This window comes from Micromonospora sp. NBC_00821 (assembly GCF_036347035.1).
In the GTDB taxonomy this organism is placed as follows: domain Bacteria; phylum Actinomycetota; class Actinomycetes; order Mycobacteriales; family Micromonosporaceae; genus Micromonospora; species Micromonospora hortensis.
In genome coordinates this window covers 1,886,175-1,903,370 of record NZ_CP108880.1, presented here as the reverse complement: position 1 = coordinate 1,903,370, position 17,196 = coordinate 1,886,175, and the positions used below count along the sequence as shown (strand labels likewise).

21 protein-coding genes are annotated in these 17,196 nt (G+C 71.7%); 9 read left to right on the top strand and 12 right to left on the bottom strand.

Annotated features, from left to right (window positions below):
* Positions 1-690, top strand: a complete 690-nt coding sequence (locus tag OHB44_RS08855) for a potassium channel family protein (protein ID WP_238683353.1) — start codon at positions 1-3, stop codon at positions 688-690.
* A 42-nt stretch (positions 691-732) separates the two neighbouring features.
* Here the strand turns inward: OHB44_RS08855 and OHB44_RS08850 are convergent, their stop codons facing one another.
* The 4 genes from OHB44_RS08850 to dut form a co-directional block, all read right to left on the bottom strand.
* Positions 733-1,416 carry a DUF3159 domain-containing protein gene (locus tag OHB44_RS08850; protein WP_210785171.1) on the bottom strand — a complete coding sequence of 228 codons (684 nt, stop codon included), beginning with the start codon at positions 1,414-1,416 and terminating at the stop codon, positions 733-735.
* A 25-nt stretch (positions 1,417-1,441) separates the two neighbouring features.
* Positions 1,442-1,822 (bottom strand): OB-fold nucleic acid binding domain-containing protein, encoded by a 381-nt coding sequence (locus tag OHB44_RS08845; protein WP_124816055.1) that lies wholly within the window; start codon positions 1,820-1,822, stop codon positions 1,442-1,444.
* Positions 1,823-1,936: 114 nt separating this feature from the next.
* Positions 1,937-2,599, bottom strand: coding sequence for a DUF3710 domain-containing protein (locus tag OHB44_RS08840; RefSeq protein ID WP_238683354.1), 663 nt, complete (start codon positions 2,597-2,599; stop codon positions 1,937-1,939).
* 25 nt (positions 2,600-2,624) lie between these two features.
* Positions 2,625-3,161, bottom strand: a complete 537-nt coding sequence (gene dut, locus OHB44_RS08835) for a dUTP diphosphatase (RefSeq protein WP_091400603.1) — start codon at positions 3,159-3,161, stop codon at positions 2,625-2,627.
* A gap of 90 nt (positions 3,162-3,251) precedes the next feature.
* Between dut and OHB44_RS08830 the strand changes: the two genes are divergently transcribed.
* The gene (locus tag OHB44_RS08830; RefSeq protein WP_238683355.1) at positions 3,252-3,779 is read left to right on the top strand and encodes a DUF3093 domain-containing protein; all 528 of its coding nucleotides are present in this window, start codon (positions 3,252-3,254) and stop codon (positions 3,777-3,779) included.
* Between the two features lie 199 nt (positions 3,780-3,978).
* Here the strand turns inward: OHB44_RS08830 and OHB44_RS08825 are convergent, their stop codons facing one another.
* Positions 3,979-4,917 carry a hypothetical protein gene (locus OHB44_RS08825; protein ID WP_330440278.1) on the bottom strand — a complete coding sequence of 313 codons (939 nt, stop codon included), beginning with the start codon at positions 4,915-4,917 and terminating at the stop codon, positions 3,979-3,981.
* Between the two features lie 119 nt (positions 4,918-5,036).
* On the bottom strand, positions 5,037-5,333 hold the full coding sequence (locus OHB44_RS08820; protein ID WP_007075406.1) for a DUF4193 domain-containing protein: 297 nt from the start codon (positions 5,331-5,333) through the stop codon (positions 5,037-5,039).
* A gap of 432 nt (positions 5,334-5,765) precedes the next feature.
* Between OHB44_RS08820 and OHB44_RS08815 the strand changes: the two genes are divergently transcribed.
* Positions 5,766-6,278, top strand: a complete 513-nt coding sequence (locus OHB44_RS08815; protein WP_238683395.1) for a LytR C-terminal domain-containing protein — start codon at positions 5,766-5,768, stop codon at positions 6,276-6,278.
* Between the two features lie 108 nt (positions 6,279-6,386).
* On the opposite strand, the gene OHB44_RS08810 is transcribed toward OHB44_RS08815, so the two are convergent.
* Complete coding sequence (locus tag OHB44_RS08810) at positions 6,387-7,205, bottom strand: inositol monophosphatase family protein (protein WP_238683357.1); 819 nt, start codon at positions 7,203-7,205, stop codon at positions 6,387-6,389.
* Positions 7,206-7,873: 668 nt separating this feature from the next.
* On the opposite strand from OHB44_RS08810, the gene OHB44_RS08805 reads away from it, so the two are divergent.
* Positions 7,874-9,484, top strand: a complete 1,611-nt coding sequence (locus tag OHB44_RS08805) for an RNA polymerase sigma factor (protein ID WP_238683358.1) — start codon at positions 7,874-7,876, stop codon at positions 9,482-9,484.
* A gap of 245 nt (positions 9,485-9,729) precedes the next feature.
* A complete protein-coding gene (locus OHB44_RS08800) occupies positions 9,730-9,963 on the top strand; it encodes a DUF7455 domain-containing protein (protein ID WP_030489368.1) in 234 nt (77 codons plus the stop codon).
* A gap of 725 nt (positions 9,964-10,688) precedes the next feature.
* Here the strand turns inward: OHB44_RS08800 and OHB44_RS08795 are convergent.
* From OHB44_RS08795 to OHB44_RS08785, 3 genes are all read right to left on the bottom strand, one after another.
* A complete protein-coding gene (locus tag OHB44_RS08795) occupies positions 10,689-12,422 on the bottom strand; it encodes a DEAD/DEAH box helicase (protein WP_330440262.1) in 1,734 nt (577 codons plus the stop codon).
* A 190-nt stretch (positions 12,423-12,612) separates the two neighbouring features.
* A complete protein-coding gene (locus OHB44_RS08790; protein WP_238683360.1) occupies positions 12,613-13,275 on the bottom strand; it encodes a trimeric intracellular cation channel family protein in 663 nt (220 codons plus the stop codon).
* Between the two features lie 40 nt (positions 13,276-13,315).
* Positions 13,316-13,534, bottom strand: a complete 219-nt coding sequence (locus OHB44_RS08785) for a DUF3039 domain-containing protein (protein ID WP_007456912.1) — start codon at positions 13,532-13,534, stop codon at positions 13,316-13,318.
* An 88-nt stretch (positions 13,535-13,622) separates the two neighbouring features.
* On the opposite strand from OHB44_RS08785, the gene OHB44_RS08780 reads away from it, so the two are divergent.
* Together OHB44_RS08780 and OHB44_RS08775 are read left to right on the top strand one after the other, a co-directional pair.
* Positions 13,623-14,558, top strand: a complete 936-nt coding sequence (locus OHB44_RS08780; protein ID WP_266303337.1) for a pseudouridine-5'-phosphate glycosidase — start codon at positions 13,623-13,625, stop codon at positions 14,556-14,558.
* The gene (locus OHB44_RS08775; protein ID WP_330440259.1) at positions 14,555-15,454 is read left to right on the top strand and encodes a carbohydrate kinase family protein; all 900 of its coding nucleotides are present in this window, start codon (positions 14,555-14,557) and stop codon (positions 15,452-15,454) included. The genes OHB44_RS08780 and OHB44_RS08775 overlap by 4 nt, the downstream gene beginning before the upstream one ends.
* Before the next feature lie 53 nt (positions 15,455-15,507).
* Here the strand turns inward: OHB44_RS08775 and OHB44_RS08770 are convergent, their stop codons facing one another.
* Positions 15,508-15,867, bottom strand: a complete 360-nt coding sequence (locus tag OHB44_RS08770) for a DUF3099 domain-containing protein (protein ID WP_330440258.1) — start codon at positions 15,865-15,867, stop codon at positions 15,508-15,510.
* A gap of 104 nt (positions 15,868-15,971) precedes the next feature.
* Between OHB44_RS08770 and OHB44_RS08765 the strand changes: the two genes are divergently transcribed.
* Positions 15,972-16,256: a hypothetical protein gene (locus OHB44_RS08765; RefSeq protein WP_030489374.1), complete on the top strand. Its 285-nt coding sequence runs from the start codon at positions 15,972-15,974 to the stop codon at positions 16,254-16,256.
* Between the two features lie 17 nt (positions 16,257-16,273).
* Positions 16,274-16,585: a hypothetical protein gene (locus OHB44_RS08760; RefSeq protein ID WP_124858894.1), complete on the top strand. Its 312-nt coding sequence runs from the start codon at positions 16,274-16,276 to the stop codon at positions 16,583-16,585.
* A gap of 9 nt (positions 16,586-16,594) precedes the next feature.
* Here OHB44_RS08760 and OHB44_RS08755 read toward each other — a convergent pair whose 3' ends face one another.
* The gene (locus OHB44_RS08755; protein WP_330440256.1) at positions 16,595-17,185 is read right to left on the bottom strand and encodes an HhH-GPD-type base excision DNA repair protein; all 591 of its coding nucleotides are present in this window, start codon (positions 17,183-17,185) and stop codon (positions 16,595-16,597) included.
* Between the last annotated feature and the right edge of the window lie 11 nt (positions 17,186-17,196).

The window sequence follows — 17,196 nt, the reverse complement described above, 5'->3', positions numbered from 1 at the left end:
ATGCGGGTCGCCATCGCGGGCGCGGGCAACGTGGGCCGCTCGATCGCCCAGGAGCTGATCGACAACGGCCACCAGGTGATGCTGATCGAGCGTCAGCCCAAGATGCTGCGCCCGGACCGGGTGCCGGCCGCCGAGTGGGTGCTGGCCGACGCGTGCGAGCTGTCCAGCCTGGAGGAGGCCGACGTCGCCGGCTGCGACGTGGTGGTCGCGGCGACCGGCGACGACAAGACCAACCTGGTGCTGTCGCTGCTGGCCAAGACCGAGTTCGCGGTGCCCCGGGTGGTCGCCCGGGTCAACCGGGCCGAGAACGAGTGGTTGTTCACCGAGCAGTGGGGCGTGGACGTCGCGGTGAGCAAGCCGCGGGTGATGGCCGCGCTCGTCGAGGAGGCGGTCACCGTCGGCGACCTGGTCCGGCTGATGACCTTCCGACAGGGCGAGGCGAACCTCGTCGAGATCACCCTGCCGCCGACCGCCCCCTACGTCGGTCAGCCGATCCACGCCGTGCCGCTGCCCCGCGACTCCGCACTGGTGGCGATCCTGCGCGGCAAGCGGGTCCTGGTGCCCAGCCCGGACGACCCGATCGAGGCCGGCGACGAGCTGATCTTCGTCTGCACCGCCGAGGTGGAGGACCAGGTCCGCCAGGTGGTCCTCGGGCCGGACAGCGTCGAACGGACGCGCGGCTCACGCTGAGCCCGACCGGCGCGCTGAGCGGCCCGGATGACCGGGCGCCGCTCAGGCGCTGGGCAGCGGGGCCGGCGGCGACTCCCGGGTGACCCGACGCACCGTCCAGACCGTGATCAGCAACAGCAGCGCGTACGGCGGGTAGCCCAGCGCCAGCCGGGCCACGCCCAGGGCGGTGTCCTGGTGGGCCAGGTAGAGCCCGGCCTGCACCCCCACCTTGGCCAGCCAGACCACGCCCCAGAGCACTGTCAGCTGGGTGAAGGTGCGCACCAGCTTCGGGTCGGACCGCCACTCCGAACGGCCCTTGGCCACCAGGACCGACCAGATCCAGCCCACCAGCGGCTGGCGGATCGCGGCCGAGATCAGCAGGGCGATGCCGTAGCCGATGCCGTAGAGGATGCCGGGAAGGTAGAAGTCACGCTCATCGCCGGTGCGCCACGCGATGGCCGCGCCGACGCCGACGCCGAAGAGCCCGTTGACGGCGTGCCGGATCGGTCGACGCTGGGCCAGCCGCAGCCCTGCGATCAGCACGGCGACCGCGATCGACGCGATCACCGCCGGCCGCAACTCGCCGATGATGTTGGCGACGACGAACACCACTACCGGAATGCTGGACTCGACCAGCCCGCGCCAGCCGCCGAGCTGATCGGCCATCTGCTCGGCGATCGTCGGCAGCGGCTCCTCGTCCTGAGGGTCGGTATCCGGCTGTGCCGCCCGGTCCTGTCCCGTCGTCATCGCCGGCCTTCCGTCCGCAGTGCCATCACTTGGGCGAGTCCAGCTCGTAGTAGGGGTTGTAGATGACCTTGCGGTCGTCCCGCACGGCCACCCGGCCACGGGCGGTCAGATGCCGGCCCGGCTCGATCCCGGCGATGTGCCGTCGACCCAGCCAGACCAGGGTCACCACGTCACTGCCGTCGTACAGGTCGGCCTCGAGGGTGGGCAGATTGGTGCGCGGCGTATAGACCACGGTGCGCAGCCGACCGGCGACCGAGACCAGCTGACCCCGGGAGCACTGCTGGGCGGGGATTCCGCCGCACTCGGCGCTCTCCCGACGCAGCTCCTGCGCGTCGATCTCGGCCTCGCTGGCGGTGAACCTCTGCAGGATGCGCCGCAGCGACACCCGGCCCTCGTCGGTCGTCATGACCTCCGCGTCACCCTCTCCACGCTCGCCGTCCCCGGCCGGCGCCGGCGGCGCCGGAACCGTGCCGCCAGCGTACGCCGACGGGGCTGGTTCCGGCGGGCCGGTGCGCGCCGGTCAGACCTGACGCGGCGCGGCGGCGGCGTCGCCCGCCTCGGCCTCGGCCTGGTCGGCGATTTCCCGGGGCAGCCGCAGCGGCAACGGCTCGCGGACCGGCTTCGCCTCCTGCCCACGGTCGACCACCAGGCCGTCCAGGCACTCGACGAGCGGGCCGGCCATTGCCGGGTCGGTCGCCACCGGGCCCTGGAACACGCCCCGGACCATCCAACGCGGCCCGTCGATTCCGACGAACCGCAGGTTCGTCGCGCCGTCCGGGGTGTTCACCTGGGCGTGCAGCTCCGGGCCGTACTCGCCGGCGACCTCCTGCGCGCTCGCGCCGTCACGGAGCAGCGACTGCCGGATCTCCTCGCGCACCTCGTCCCAGATCCCCTCGGACCGGGGGGCGGCGAAGACGCCCAACTGGAGCGCGTTGTCACCGTGCACCAGCACCACCTGCTGGACCACACCCTGCGGGTCGGCCTGCACCCGCACCTCGACGTCGGCGATCGCCGGGATGTGCAGGCTGCCCAGGTCGAGTCGCTGCACGTCGTCGTAGCTCTCGGAGATGTCGTACGGGCCGCGCTCCAGCGTCGGCGTGGCATCGCCCTGGTCCGGGACCTGGGTAGCCCGCTCGTCACGGGTCTGCCGCTCCGCATCGGCCCGCTTTCGGGAGAAGATCACTGCGCCTGCCCTCCGCTGTTCACACTCACCCTGCCACCTCTTCCGTCTGCCCGCGGCCCGGCTCGCTCGGCCGCCGCTCGACCCGGTCCTGGCCCGTCGGCGACGGCACCAGCCCGGCGTGCCCACCGGTGGACCCGTGCCCACCGGTCCCGCGCCGGGACGCGGGCAGCTCGACCACCGGCTCGAACCGCGCCCGCGCGACCTGCTGGACCACGAGCTGCGCGATCCGATCGCCGCGGGAGATCTTCGCCGGCACATCCCGATCATGATTGATCAGGTTGACCAGGATCTCACCCCGGTAGCCGGCGTCGACCGTACCGGGCGCGTTGAGCACCGTCACGCCGAGCCTGGCCGCCAGACCGGAGCGGGGATGGACCAGTCCCACGTACCCCTCCGGAAGCGCGATGGCCACACCGGTGGGCACCAGGGCACGGCCGCCGGGTGGCAGCTCCACGTCCGCGGCCGCCACCAGGTCGGCCCCGGCGTCGCCGGGATGGGCGTACGTGGGCAACGGCAGCTCCGGGTCGAGCAGCTGCACGGGCACGGGTACGACGTCGGTCACGGGTCCCCTCTTCCGTCCGGTTCGCGGGGTGACCCTGCCATCCTGCCGGTTCGTCGAGCCGCCGTGCGCCGTACCCTCGCAGGAGTGAGCATGTCGCCCTCCCCGTCCGCCGATCAGCCGCCGGTCTCCGCCCGCTCGGCGTACACCGAGCGGCTGGATCTGCCCTGGTGGCTGTGGCTGGCCGGGCTGGTGGCCGCCGCGTTGCTGGCCGTCGAGATCTGGATGGGCGCCTCCGGCGTCCGCGCCTGGCTGCCGTTCGCCGTGTTGGTGCCGCTCACCGCGGTCGGGCTGTGGTGGCTGGGCCGGATCCGGGTCGGGGTGACCGACGGCGAGCTGCGGGTGGACGACGCCCGCCTGCCGGTCCGTTTCGTGGCCGACGTGGTGCCGCTGGACGTGGCCGGCCGACGTGAGGTGCTCGGTGTCGGCGCGGACCCGCTCGCCTTCGTGGTGCAGCGACCGTGGATCGGCGGGGCCGTGCAGGTGATCCTCGACGATCCCGAGGATCCGACCCCGTTCTGGGTGGTGAGCACCCGCCACCCGGTCGAGCTGGCCGAGGCGGTGCTGACCGCACGGGACGCCCTGTCGGCTTCCCACCCGACGGCGGGCGAGCTGGGCTGAGCCGACGCCGACGGTCTGGCTCAGGAGCCGGTCGGACGGCATGGGCCCGCGCAGGTGCCGGTCGGATGGCATGGGCCCGCGCAGGAGCCGGTCGGACGGCATGGGCCCGCGCAGGAGCCGGTCGGACGGCATGGGCCCGCGCAGGAGCCGGTCGGACGGCATGGGCCCGCGCAGGTGCCGGTTCGACGGTGAGGCCCGCTCAGGTGCCGGTGGGCGGGCCTGGGAGGGCCGCCGGTGGCGCGGGCCGGGCGATGCCCCGCCGACGCAGGTCGACCTGGAGTTGCTCGGCCATCTGCTGGGTGGCCCGGCGGTTGAGGAAGCTGGCCACCGCCGCGCCGGTCAGGAACGGCCCCAGCGTGGTGAGGTTGCGCCCGAAACGCCGCAGCAGCATGTCCCGCAACTCCTTGCGGGCGGCGGTGCCGAGCACCGCCCCCACTCCCACGCCGGGCACCATCGGGTTGACGCCGCGTTGAGTGGCCCACGAGTGCACCAGCGCGACCGCCCGTTGACTGCCGGCGGCCGGTAGTGCCACGCCGTGGATCTCGTGCAACTCGCCGACGAGTTTCAGCTCCACCGCCACCACGGCCACTGTCTCGGCGGCGAGCAGCACCGGCGCGGAGAGCAGGGTGGGGGCCACCGTCCACTCGACGGCCGCGACGCCCCCACCGGCAGCGCCGATCGCGGCGGTGGTCCTCGACGCGTTACGGATGAGCCGGTCGGCCAGGGCGACGTCGTCCAGGCCGGGGAAGTGTTGGCGCAGCGTGTCCAGGTCCCGTACCGGCACGTGCGGGGCGATCTCGGCGACGGCGTCGACCATCCACCGCACGGCGGCGCGGGGCTTGAACAGGTCGGAGACGCCCCGCGCACGGGCCTGCCCGACCATCCGGGTCAGCAGTTGGCGGCGTCGGGCCGGCGCGATGTCGTCAGCGGTCAACGCCGCCACGGTGGCACCGAGGTCGTCCGTGCCACGGGTGGCACCGAGGCCGTCCGTGCCGCCATCGGTGGCACCGAGGTCGTCGGTGCCACGCGTGGCACCGAGGTCGTCCGTGCCGCCATCGGTGGCGCCGAGGTCGTCCGTGCCACGGGTGGCGCCGAGGCCGTCCGTGCCGCCATCGGTGGTGCCGCCTCGATCGCTCATCGGACCTCCCGGTGCTGTGGCTACCCGCTACGAGTCAAGCAGGTACCCACCGCTGCCGCATGCCTACACCGGCAGCGGCGACCCCGTTCAGGAGGCCGCCGCCGGTGTTGTTGTGGTTGTCAGACGCACTCGCGGCAGATCAGCTCGCCGTTACGCTCGACCGCCAGCTGGCTACGGTGGTGGACCAGGAAGCAGCGGGCGCACCGGAACTCGTCCTGCTGCATCGGAAGCACCTTGACCGTGAGCTCCTCGTCGGCCAGATCGGCACCGGGCAGCTCAAAGCTCTCGGCCACCTCGGCCTCGTCGACGTCCACCGCGCCCGACTGTGAGTCGACGCGCCGTGCCTTGAGCTCTTCCAGGCTGTCCTCGCCGAGGTCGACCTCGTCGCGACGCGGGGCGTCGTAGTCGGTGGCCATCGGTTTCACTCTCCCATATCGATGTTGTCGCTTCCGGTTGTAACGCCGGACGACGCTGTTTCGGTTCCGCTGGCCGGCCACCACTTGTGTCGGGCACCCGACCCGAGGACCGAACGGGTCGAGCTCGCTGGGGCGACTCCCCTGCGAGCGCGGAACCTTACCCCCCCTTGGGCGAGGCATGTATACCGCCCTTGCGGCTGAGATGTACGCCCCCGCACGCGAAGTTGTTCCCAATGTGATTCAGGCGACACGAAGATAGGGGTAGTAGTACCCGGTTCGCGGTCGGCGCGCCGGCATGTCGGGCTGTTTCCACGCGACGGCCGGACAACCGTTAACCTCAGCGGCGTATTCGACGGCCGGCGGCCTGAGCGATCGTTCCTGGCCGCCACCACCCACTGAGGTCCGGGGAGTGCCCTGATGAGTTTTGCGCGCGTGCGAGCACTCGTCGTCGTCGGCCTGTTGGCGATCATCGCCCTGGTCTTCGTCGTCGTGGCCGTGGTCCGCGACAGCCAGGGCAACGTGGGCACCGCGGCGGGTTGCCCCGAGGGCTGGCCGTTGGCGGATCTGACCCTGCGCGAGCGCAAGGACGTCAAGATCAACGTGTTCAACGCCACGGATCAGCCCGGTCTCGCCCACACCGTCGCCGACGAGTTCAGCAATCGACAGTTCCAGGTCAAGAAGACCGGGAACGAGAAGAAGGTCGACAGCGTCGCGCTGCTGCGGTACGGCCCGAAGGGCGTCGGTTCCGCGCACCTGCTCCAGGCGTACTTCCTGAACAACGCCGTTCCGGGCTACGACCCGAAGCGTGCCGACGACACCGTGGACGTGGTGCTGGGCAACCGCTTCCAGCAGCTCGCCACCACGACCGAGGTCAACCAGTCGCTCGGCGACTCGGGTCCGCCGGAGGCCCCCAAGGGCGCCTGCCCGTCCCCGCCCGCCAAGTGACGGCGTAACCGGCCCACCGCAGCGCCAGGTCGGCGATCGGCACCGACCTGGCCCACCGGCCAGAGCCGGCCACTGGAAAGGCCGGAGCCGGCTGAGCTGGTCCGCCGGTCAGGGACCGCCGGCGGCGTCCAGCGCGGCCAATCGGTCGTGCAGCGGCGCGAAGAGGGCGGGCGGGGCCGCCACCACCAGGTCCGGCCCTGGCGGCCGACCGGCCAGGCCGGCAACCCGAACCCCCGCCTCGGCGGCCACCAGCCCGCCAGCGGCCAGGTCCCAGGCCGCAAGGCCCTTTTCGAAGTACGCGTCGAGCCGCCCCTCGGCGACCAGGCAGAGGTCCAGCGCCGCGGCGCCGAGCCGACGGATGTCACGTACGTGTGCGATCAGACCGGCGACCACCTGCGCCTGGTGCGCCCGGCGGCGGGCGTCGTAGCCGAAGCCGGTGCCGACCAGCGCCTGCCCCAGATCGACTTCCCCGGAGCATCGCAACCGGACACCGTCGCGCCAGGCCCCACCGCCGGCTGTGGCGGTCCATTCCTCGCCGGTGCTCACGTTGCGCACCACGCCGGCGACCACCACCCCCTCCACCTCGGCGGCCAGCGAGACCGCCGAGTGCGGCAGTCCGTACAGGTAGTTCACAGTGCCGTCGATCGGGTCGACGATCCAGCGCACACCGCTGCGCGTCGCGCCGGAAGCTTCCTCGCCGTACTCCTCGCCCAGCACCGAGTCGTCCGGGCGCAGCGCGGCCAACGCGTCGAGGATCTGCCGCTCGACCGCCCGGTCGGCGGCGGTGACCACGTCGGTGACGGTGCTCTTGGTGGCGGCGACGACGACCCCCTCGGCGCGCATCCGGTACGCGGTGTCCGCCGCCGCCCGAGCCACCTCCACCGCGATGGTCAGCAGCTCCGACGGTGTCGTGGCCGAGTTGGTCATGATTCGCCTCTTTCCGCACTCCGGGTGCATGTGGGTGGGTGGAACTACCGACCCAGGCTTCCGAAGATCATCGTTCCCGACGCCGTACGACGGCACCAGACCAGGATCTTCGGTGCCGGGGATCCGCTGCGAGGCGGGCACACCCGCGACGCCCTCGCGGCTTGAGCGGCCGACCTCCGCCAATATGCCCCTTTCGGTTGGTAATGTCGCTTAAGTGCTTACCGCCCCGTCCATGCTCGGCTCACAACCGTTGCCCAACCGCGACCTGGTGGGCACGCCGTCGGCCGGACCGACAGCGACCTCGGTGATCCACACGCGCATCCTCGCAATCGCCACGTCGACCTCGTACTGCCTGCTCAGACGGCAGTTCGGACACGACCTGCGCGCTACCTGGCGCGACGACGGAAGCCCTTCGCCGGCCGCGCGGCTATCATTACCGCGAAGCCCATATCTCCGCCCCACCGACGGTCCCCACCGGCGGTACGTGGTGCGGAGCAGGATGATCGCCGCAGACGGCGTTACAATTCACCCCTGCCCACGCGGCACGGACCGCCGACCACCGGCCGGACCGTGACACGAGGGTCCCTCAACCACATCGCCCGGCACGGTAACCCTCGCTGCGCTGGACGAACCCGCCGTGCCCGCTCTTCGCCTCCGGAAGGTCATTCGTGACAGAACCCCGCCAGCCCGGCGCCGACGTTCGCTCGCTCACCGACACCCTGATCGCCCACGCCCAGAGCGCCGGTGGTCAGCTCACGTCGGCTCAGCTCGCGCGCACCGTCGAGTCCGCCGAGGTGACTCCGGCCCAGGCCAAGAAGATCCTGCGGGCGCTCTCCGAGGCGGGAGTGACCGTCGTGGTGGACGGCTCGGCGAGCACCCGTCGCCGCGTCGCCGCGGCCCGCTCGACCACGCCGGCGTCCCGGGCCACCACCGCCAAGACCACCAAGAAGGCCGCCGCGCCGGCCCCGAAGCAGGCACCCGCCGGCGACGACGCCCCGGCGACGTCGGCCCCGCGCAAGGTGGCCGCTCGCAAGGCGACCGGCACCGGCGCCGAGGCCGCCACGGCGACGCCGGCGAAGGCGACCAAGTCGACCCGTGCCACCAAGGCGACGGTGGCCGCGGCTGCCGGGGCCAAGCCGACCAAGGCTGGCGGCAAGGCCAAGGGCGAGGGCGCCGAGGGCGAGATCGACCCGGAGGAACTGGCCGCCGCGATCGAGGACGTCGTGGTCGAAGAGCCGGCCGAGCTGGCCCAGGCCGCCGAGACCGACGCCGCCGCCTCGGCGACCGACAACGACTTCGAGTGGGACGACGAGGAGTCCGAGGCCCTCAAGCAGGCGCGACGCGACGCCGAGCTGACCGCCTCCGCCGACTCCGTCCGGGCGTACCTGAAGCAGATCGGCAAGGTTCCGCTGCTCAACGCCGAGCAGGAGGTGGAGCTGGCCAAGCGGATCGAGGCCGGGCTCTACGCCGCCGAGCGGCTGCGGGCTGCCGACGAGGGCGAGGAGAAGCTCGTCCGGGACATGGTCCGTGACCTGGGCTGGATCTCCCGCGACGGCGAGCGGGCCAAGAACCACCTCCTGGAGGCGAACCTCCGACTGGTGGTGTCGCTGGCCAAGCGCTACACCGGCCGCGGCATGGCCTTCCTCGACCTGATCCAGGAGGGCAACCTCGGTCTGATCCGGGCCGTGGAGAAGTTCGACTACACCAAGGGCTACAAGTTCTCCACGTACGCCACCTGGTGGATCCGACAGGCCATCACCCGCGCCATGGCCGACCAGGCCCGCACCATCCGCATCCCGGTGCACATGGTCGAGGTCATCAACAAGCTTGGCCGCATACAGCGTGAGCTGCTCCAGGACCTGGGCCGCGAGCCCACCCCGGAGGAGCTGGCCAAGGAGATGGACATCACACCCGAGAAGGTGCTGGAGATCCAGCAGTACGCTCGGGAGCCCATCTCACTGGACCAGACCATCGGCGACGAGGGCGACAGCCAGCTCGGCGACTTCATCGAGGATTCCGAGGCCGTGGTCGCGGTCGACGCGGTCTCGTTCTCGCTCCTGCAGGACCAGCTCCAGCAGGTGCTCCAGACGCTCTCCGAGCGTGAGGCGGGTGTGGTACGCCTGCGCTTCGGCCTGACCGACGGCCAACCCCGGACGCTCGACGAGATCGGCCAGGTCTACGGGGTGACCCGGGAGCGGATCCGGCAGATCGAGTCCAAGACGATGTCCAAGCTGCGTCACCCGTCCCGGTCGCAGGTCCTCCGGGATTACCTGGACTGAGCGGGTTTCGTCAACCGAACGTGTCGTTTTGACCACCTGGTGTGCAACACCAGATGGTGATCGTCCGGATGCACGAATGTGATCGTTGACGTGGCACCCTTGGTGCACGGCACACTGTCCCTTCCAGGTGTGACCTCGGTCCCCCGCGGGCACACAGGGAAGGCAGTGCCTAGTAAGGGTGTTGCACGATAGGTGAGCAACGACCGAAGAGATTGTTCATCGGTGACGACCAGAGGAGGAAGGCGATGACCCCGACCCTCACGCCGCCGCCCGTGACGGCGGCTCCCCCAGCCGCCGATGAACGGTGCGACCGCTGCAATGCTGCCGGGAAGCTCCGGATCACTCTCACGGGTGGGAGCGAGTTGGTGTTCTGCGGACACCACGCGAACAAGTACGCGGAGGATCTCGTAAAGATCACCGAGCGGTTCGCGACGGAGCCCGATTTCAGCTGGCGTGGCGCCGATCTGATGGCGAACTAAATCCGCAAACCGACATAGCTGACCGGAGACACCCCGAGGGTGCCTCCGGTCAGCTTTTTCTGTCTGGACGCGCGGCCGCCCCGCGCCCGGCCGCCCCGCGCCCCGCGCCAAGATCCGAACAACTTCCCTGATGTTGCTGCGTCCGACACCGCCGGAGTCAGCAACATCCCTGATCCTGCGCGGATCTTGACGACGAGCCCGCCCCGACAGGCCGGAGCGAGGTCTGGGCGCCACCGCCCCTCAAGGTCACGCTCGAACCAGGATGTGGTGGCCTCACCGATGCACCGACACCACTACAACCAGGATGCTGCGCGATCTTGAGATCGGGACGCCCCGCACACGGGCATCCATGGCCGTTCCGGGCAGGCAAGCCGCAGCACCGCCCAGGCCCCCGTTGATCCACTCGGGTTCAAGGAAGTCGCGCTTTCCACCTCGCTCGAACACCGTGTTTTCAAGGAAGCCGAGTGGATCACGGTGCAAGCGCCGAGGCGGTGGTCACCCGGACACCGGTTCTGCTGGCCGCTGACACCAGGCACGGCCAGCGGCGACACCAGGCACGGCCGGCCGGTGTCACCCAGCACGACCAACGGCGACACCAGGCACGGCCGGCCGGTGTCACCAAGCACGACCAGCGGCAACACCGGGCACGGCGGGCGATGGCGATGAAGCCGGACCTGACCGTCGACACGGCCGACACGGCGCAGCCCGCCCACGGCCGGGCGGGTCTAGAGGGTCTGCACGGTGGCGATGCGTTCCTCAAGCTGCTCGATGGTGGCCTGGGCGCTCGGCGGGCCACCGCAGAGCCGGCGCAGCTCGGCATGGATCTTGCCGTGCGGCTGACCGGTGCGATGGTGTCGGGCGGCCACCAGAGCGTTCAGTTGGCGCCGGAGCGCCACGCGACGCTGGGCGGCGCTCATGGGTGCGGGTGGCGCCGCCGTGACCGCAGCGGCCGGCTGAGCGGCCCCGTCGGCCGTACGACGGCGTTGGGCGGCGAGCTGCGCGGCCTGCCGCTTGGTCAGCAGCAGCGAAACCTGGTCGGCGGTGAGCAGACCGGGCAGGCCGAGGTATTCCTCTTCCTCGGGGGTGCCGGCCTGGGCCGCGGTGCCGAACGACGCGCCGTCGAAGATCACCTGGTCCAGCTCGGCGGTGGCCGAGAGCGCCGCGAACCGCTTCTCCAGTTCCCCGCTGGCCTGGTCGTCGCGCTGCGCGCGTTCCAACAGGTCGTCGTCGAAACCGTCGGCTTCCTTGGGTTTACCGAGTACGTGGTCGCGCTCGGTCTCCATCTCGCTGGCCAACCCGAGCAGGTGCGGCACGCTGGGCAGGAACACCGACGCGGTCTCCCCGGACCGGCGGGCCCGCACGAACCGGCCGATCGCCTGGGCGAAGTAGAGCGGCGTGCTGGCGCTGGTGGCGTAGACCCCGACCGCCAGTCGCGGGATGTCGACCCCCTCGGACACCATCCGCACCGCTACCAACCACCGCTGGTCGGATGCCGCGAACGTCGCGATCCGGGCGGACGCGCCCTGGTCGTCGGACAGCACCACGGCGGCCTTCTCGCCGGTCACCTGCTCGATCAGCTTGGCGTACGAGCGGGCGGTCTGCTGGTCGGTGGCGATGATCAGACCACCGGCGTCGGCCATGCCCGCCTTGCGCAGCACCGTGAGTCGGGCGTCGGCGGCCCGCAGCACCTGTGGCATCCAGTCACCGGCCGGGTCCAGGGCGGTACGCCACGCCTGGGCCACCAGGTCCTGGGTCATCGGCTCACCCAGCCGGGCGGCCAGCTCCTCCCCCGCGTTGGTACGCCAGCGGGTCTCCCCGGAGTACGCCAGGAACAGCACCGGCCGGACCACCCCGTCGCGCAGCGCGTCGGAGTAGCCGTAGACCGAGTCGGCGCGGGAGCGCAGCAGCCCGTCCCCGCCCCGCTCGTAGCTGACGAACGGGATCGGGTTGTCGTCGGAGCGGAACGGCGTCCCGGTGAGCATCAGCCGGCGTACGGCGGGTTCGAAGGCGTTCTTCACCCCGTCGCCCCAGGACCGGGAGTCGCCGGCGTGGTGGATCTCGTCGAGGATGACCAGGGTGCGTCGGGTCATGGTGCGTCGCCGGTGCACCTGCGGGGCCATCCCCACCTGCGCGTAGGTGACCACAGCGCCGTGGAAGTCGGCCGCGGAGTGCAGGTCGGCGTTGCGGAACGCCGCGTCGAGTTGGATGCCCACCCGGGCCGCGGCGTCGGCCCACTGGTTCTTCAGGTGCTCGGTCGGCGCGACCACTGTGATGGCCTCCACGGTGCCGTCACCGAGCAGCTCGGCCGCGATCCGCAGGGCGAAGGTGGTCTTGCCGGCGCCGGGCGTGGCGACGGCTGTGAAGTCCTCGCTACGGCGACGCAGGTACTCCACCAGCGCCTTGCGCTGCCAGGCGCGTAGCGCCGGGAACGTCTCGAGCACCGGCGTCCGGGCTGCCACGCGAAGCTCCTCTCCGACCGCACGATGGCGGACCCCGGGCGAGGGCCACGAGGATCCGCCGCCCATGAAAACGCCTCCGCGCAGAAGCTGCCGCGAAGGCCGACTCAGCATAACCAGCACGGGCCGCCGGGCCCAGGCGACGCCACGCTGGTCACAATCCCGCACTCGAACGAGCGCCGGCCCGACCGTCTCACCACTCCCGGTCGGTGCGTGGATCCGCCCCGTCGGCGCGCGGCGGGCGCAGCGTGGCCACCGGCGCGGACCAGCGTCGACGCAGCGCGATCAGGCGTAGCCCGAAGACCAGGACGGCGGCGGCGGTGAGCGGCGCGGGGCCGGTCTGCCCGGTGACGTACAGCAGCACCACCAGGATCGAACCGGCCAGCGCGGCCAGCGCGTAGATCTCCCGGCGCAGCACGACCGGGATCTCGGCGGTGAGCAGGTCGCGGCCGAGGCCGCCGCCGATCGCGGTGAGCATGCCGATCAGGCAGGCGCCGACCGCCGGTACCCGGGCGTCGAGCGCCTTGAGCGTGCCGGTGACTGTGAACAGCGCCAGGCCGGCCGCGTCCAGCACCAGCACTGTGGTGCGCAGTCGGGCCAGTTGCGGGTGCAGCCAGAAGACGGCGAGTGCGGTGATCGCGGCCGTGGCCACATACCGCCAGTCGGCGAAGGCCAGCGGCGGCACCTCGTCGATGACCAGGTCCCGGAAGATCCCACCGCCGAGGGCGGCCACGAAGCCGACGAACGCGACGCCGAACAGGTCCAGTCGCTTGGCCACCGCCGCCGAGGCCCCGGACGCGGCGAACACCGCCACCCCGGTCAGGTCGGCGAGGAGCAGGGCGGTGGAGGTGGTCACCGCCGCAGGCTACGTCGCCGGTCGGAGCACCGGCCGAGGTTCACTCACGGTACGAGTCGTAGATCTCCTTGCACTTGGGGCAGACCGGCGAACCCGGCTTGGCCGCCTTGGTGACCGGGAAGGTCTCGCCGCAGAGAGCGACGACGAAAGTGCCCATGACGGCGCTCTCGGCGATCTTCTCCTTGCGGACGTAATGGAACATCTCTGGACCGGTATCGGCGTCCTTCAGCTCCGGACGCTCGAGAACCTCTGTGCTCACGTCTGCACCTCCAACCGACAAGTTTGGCAGGTCATCACGGCCGGGTCCACTTGAGGCCAGCCGAGGCCCCACCCCGTACGGTGCCCGTGTGACTGACTTTCACATCAGCTACGGCACCGAGGTCGCCGAAGCCCTGCGCGACGGCCGGCCCGTCGTCGCCCTGGAGAGCACCATCGTCTCGCACGGTCTGCCCCGACCGGAGAACCTGCGCGTGGCCAGGGAGATCGAGCGGACGGTTCGGGACGCCGGGGCCGTTCCGGCGACGATCGGCATGATCGCCGGCGAGCTCGTGGTCGGCCTGGACGACGCGCAGCTGACCCGGCTGGCCACCGTCGACGGCGTGACCAAGCTCTCCGTCCGCGACCTCGCGGTGGCCGCCGCGACCGGCGCGGACGGCGCGACCACGGTGGCCGCTACCAGCGCGGTGGCCGCGGCCGCCGGCATCGGCGTGTTCGCCACCGGCGGGCTGGGTGGGGTGCACCGGGAGGCCGCGCACACCTTCGACGAGTCGGCGGACCTGGTCACGCTGGCGCAGACCCCGATCGCGGTGGTCTGCGCCGGGGTCAAGTCGATCCTCGACGTGGGCGCGACGCTGGAGCGCCTGGAGACCCTCGGGGTCGCTGTGGTCGGTTACCGCACCCGCCGGTTCCCCGGCTTCTACCTCACCGACGCCGGCTTCGACCTGGACTGGTCGGTGGACTCGCCGGAGCAGGTCGCCGCAGTGCTCGCCGCCCGCGACGAGCACGCCGTGCACACCGGTGGGATGCTCATCGCCAACCCGCTGCCGGTCGACGAGCAGCTCGACCCGGAGCTGCACGACCGGACGCTCACCGAGGGTCTGGCCCTGCTGGAGCGGGACGGGATCACCGGAAAGGCCGTCACGCCGTACCTGCTCGCGCACTTCCACTCGGCCACCGAGGGCGCGAGCCTGGCGGTGAACGTGCGGATCATCCTGCGCAACGCCGACCTGGCCGCGCGGATCGCGGTCGCCTCGGTGGCCCGCGGCACCGCCGTCCCGGCATGACCCGACCGGCCCGGATGGTCGTCGTCGGGGACGTGATCACCGACGTGGTCGCCGTGTTGTCCGGGCCGCTCGCGGCCGGCTCGGACACCGGGGCCGCAATCAGTCTCGGCGGCGGCGGTCAGGCGGCCAACACCGCCGCCTGGATCGCCGCGCAGCGGGTGGACGTCACGCTCGTCGGGGCCGTCGGTCACGACGACGCCGGGCGGGACCGGGTGGCCGAGCTGGAGCGGGCGGGCGTCGACTGCGCCATCGAGCGGGTCGAGGGCGCCGCCACCGGCACTGTCATCGTGTTGGCCGCCGACGACGAGCGCACCATGGTCAGCCAGCGGGGCGCGAACCTGCGGCTGAGCGCCGCGCACGTCGAGCAGGCCCTCGCGGCGGCGCCCGGCGCTGGGCATCTGCACCTGTCCGCGTACACCCTGTTGGACGCGGAGTCGCGCGGCGCGGGGCTGCGGGCGTTGGCCGCCGCCCGCGAGCGCGGGCTGACCATCAGCGTCGACGCGGCCTCCGCGGCGCCGTTGCGGCGGGTCGGCGCGGCGGCGTTCCTGAGTTGGGTACGCGACATCGACCTGCTCCTGGTCAACGCGGACGAGGCCACGGTGCTGGCCGGTGGGTTGGACCCGGCGGCGCAGGGGCGGGTGCTGTCGGCGACGGCTCGGCGGGTGGTGGTGAAGCGCGGCGCGGCCGGCGCGGTCTGGGTGGACCGCACCACGCCGGTCTGCGTGGCTCCGGCCAACCGGGTGGCGGTGGTGGACGTCACGGGCGCGGGCGACGCCTTCGCGGCCGGTCTGCTCACCGCGTGGCTCGCCGGCGCCACCCCGACCGCGGCACTGAGCCGCGCCACCGACCTGGGCGCGCTTGCCGTCTCCACGGCCGGGGCTCGACCACAGGCGTAGCGGCTGTCACACGGCCACAGCCCCGACTGCTCGAACCCTGGCCCGTTGGCGGGTCAGGGTTCGACGTCGATGACCTTGTGTGGGCGCTCATCGGCGGTGAGGCTCATCGGCGGGGTGTCGTCCGTGTGCCGGCGGTGGAACCGATTGGCCAGCCGGTGCTCTTCCTTCGGCGGCCGGTCGTTGGCCAGCAGCACGGCCAGCCAGGGGATGAGCACCATGCCGAGGGCGCACAACGGCAGCCAGAGCCAGAGCAGTGGGGCGTTCGCACCGACCAGGATCGCGCCGACGATGATGCAGGCCACCCGGATGCCCATCATCAGGACATAGCGGCGCTGACGGCTGTTGAGCTGATCACCCTGGCTGCGCGAGGCGTCGGTGATCAGGATCGGCTGGTACGCCTGACGCTTCACCATGGACCTCCTCGAGGGGGTTACGCCTCATCCTGTCACCGCGGGTCCGTGATCAGCGAACTTCGACTCATCCCGCCGCGTGTTACGCGCGTGGTACGCTCCGCGATGTGGGCAGCAGGTTCAGCTTCACCGACGAGGCGTTGGCCAACCTGAGGGTCTACGACGTCACACCCGGGGAAGTCTGGGAGGCGCTGCACAGCGCCCGACGGGTGATCCGTCATCTGGGTGACGACGTGATGGTGGTCTACGCCGCCGCCCGTCGGGGCCGCAGGCTGGCGGTGCTGCTCGCCGAGGCCGATGGCACCGACAACGACTGGGACATTCTCTCCGCCCGCGAGTTGAGCGACGTCGAGTCCAAGCGCTACGACGAGGCCGTGCGGAGATCTCGGTAGATGAGGAGGCCGTGACGATGCACCGTAACGACGCGACCAAGCAGTTCCACGGAGGCGGCGAGCGCATCGCCGAGCTGATCGACGAGAGCCCGGCGGCGGAGCTGCCCACCCCCGACAGCGACGTGCCGATGGTGAGCCGCTCGGTGCGGCTGCCACTGGACACCTACGAGCGGGTCCGCGCCGCCGCCGACGCCCGGGGCATCGGGGTCACCACGCTGATGCGCCAGTGGATCGAGGCCGGCCTGGCCGACCTGGACGACTCGGCGACCGTCTCACTGGCCGACGTCCGGCGGGCGCTGGCCTCGCTGGCGCACCCCACCGCCGCCTGAACGGACGGCTCAGCCGCCGGCCGTCTTCGCCTTGGCCGCCGCCTTCATCTGCTGCTTGAACTCCCGCACCCGACGCAGCGAATCGGCGTCGGTGACGTCGGCCACCGACCGGTACGCGCCCGGGTCGCCGTAGTCTCCGGCCGCCTTCCGCCAGTCCTGCGGGGTCACCCCGAACCGCTTGCCGAGCAGTGCCACGAAGATCTGCGCCTTCTGCTTGCCGAAGCCAGGCAGCGCGGAGACCCGGCGCAGCAGCTCCGGCCCGTCGACGACCTCGGCCCAGAGCAGCGCCGCGTCACCGTCGTACCGCTCCACAAGCACCTGGCAGACCTCCTGCACCCGGGCCGCCATGGCCTTCGGAAACCGGTGCAGCGCGGGCGGCTGGGCGAAGAGCGCGACCAGGGCCTCCGGGTCGTACCCGGCCAGCTCCGCCGCGTCCGGCTCATGGCCGAGCCGCTGCGCCAGCACGTACGGCGACGAGAACGCCTTCTCCATCGGCACTTGTTGATCAAGAACCATGCCGAGCAGCAGGGCCAGCGGGCTGCGCTCCAGCAGCCGGTTGGCCTCCGGGTCGATGGGCAGAACAAGCGTCATGCGGACCATCCTGCCTGGCG

What these genes read in the sequence shown, in the direction of transcription:
- OHB44_RS08855 (WP_238683353.1), top strand. Translation starts at nt 1, where the DNA reads ATGCGGGTCGCCATCGCGGGCGCGGGCAACGTGGGCCGCTCGATCGCC.
- OHB44_RS08850 (WP_210785171.1), bottom strand. Translation starts at nt 1,416, where the DNA reads ATGACGACGGGACAGGACCGGGCGGCACAGCCGGATACCGACCCTCAG.
- OHB44_RS08845 (WP_124816055.1), bottom strand. Translation starts at nt 1,822, where the DNA reads ATGACGACCGACGAGGGCCGGGTGTCGCTGCGGCGCATCCTGCAGAGG.
- OHB44_RS08830 (WP_238683355.1), top strand. Translation starts at nt 3,252, where the DNA reads ATGTCGCCCTCCCCGTCCGCCGATCAGCCGCCGGTCTCCGCCCGCTCG.
- OHB44_RS08825 (WP_330440278.1), bottom strand. Translation starts at nt 4,917, where the DNA reads ATGAGCGATCGAGGCGGCACCACCGATGGCGGCACGGACGGCCTCGGC.
- OHB44_RS08820 (WP_007075406.1), bottom strand. Translation starts at nt 5,333, where the DNA reads ATGGCCACCGACTACGACGCCCCGCGTCGCGACGAGGTCGACCTCGGC.
- OHB44_RS08810 (WP_238683357.1), bottom strand. Translation starts at nt 7,205, where the DNA reads ATGACCAACTCGGCCACGACACCGTCGGAGCTGCTGACCATCGCGGTG.
- OHB44_RS08800 (WP_030489368.1), top strand. Translation starts at nt 9,730, where the DNA reads ATGACCCCGACCCTCACGCCGCCGCCCGTGACGGCGGCTCCCCCAGCC.
- OHB44_RS08775 (WP_330440259.1), top strand. Translation starts at nt 14,555, where the DNA reads ATGACCCGACCGGCCCGGATGGTCGTCGTCGGGGACGTGATCACCGAC.
- OHB44_RS08770 (WP_330440258.1), bottom strand. Translation starts at nt 15,867, where the DNA reads ATGGTGAAGCGTCAGGCGTACCAGCCGATCCTGATCACCGACGCCTCG.
- OHB44_RS08760 (WP_124858894.1), top strand. Translation starts at nt 16,274, where the DNA reads ATGCACCGTAACGACGCGACCAAGCAGTTCCACGGAGGCGGCGAGCGC.
- OHB44_RS08755 (WP_330440256.1), bottom strand. Translation starts at nt 17,185, where the DNA reads ATGGTCCGCATGACGCTTGTTCTGCCCATCGACCCGGAGGCCAACCGG.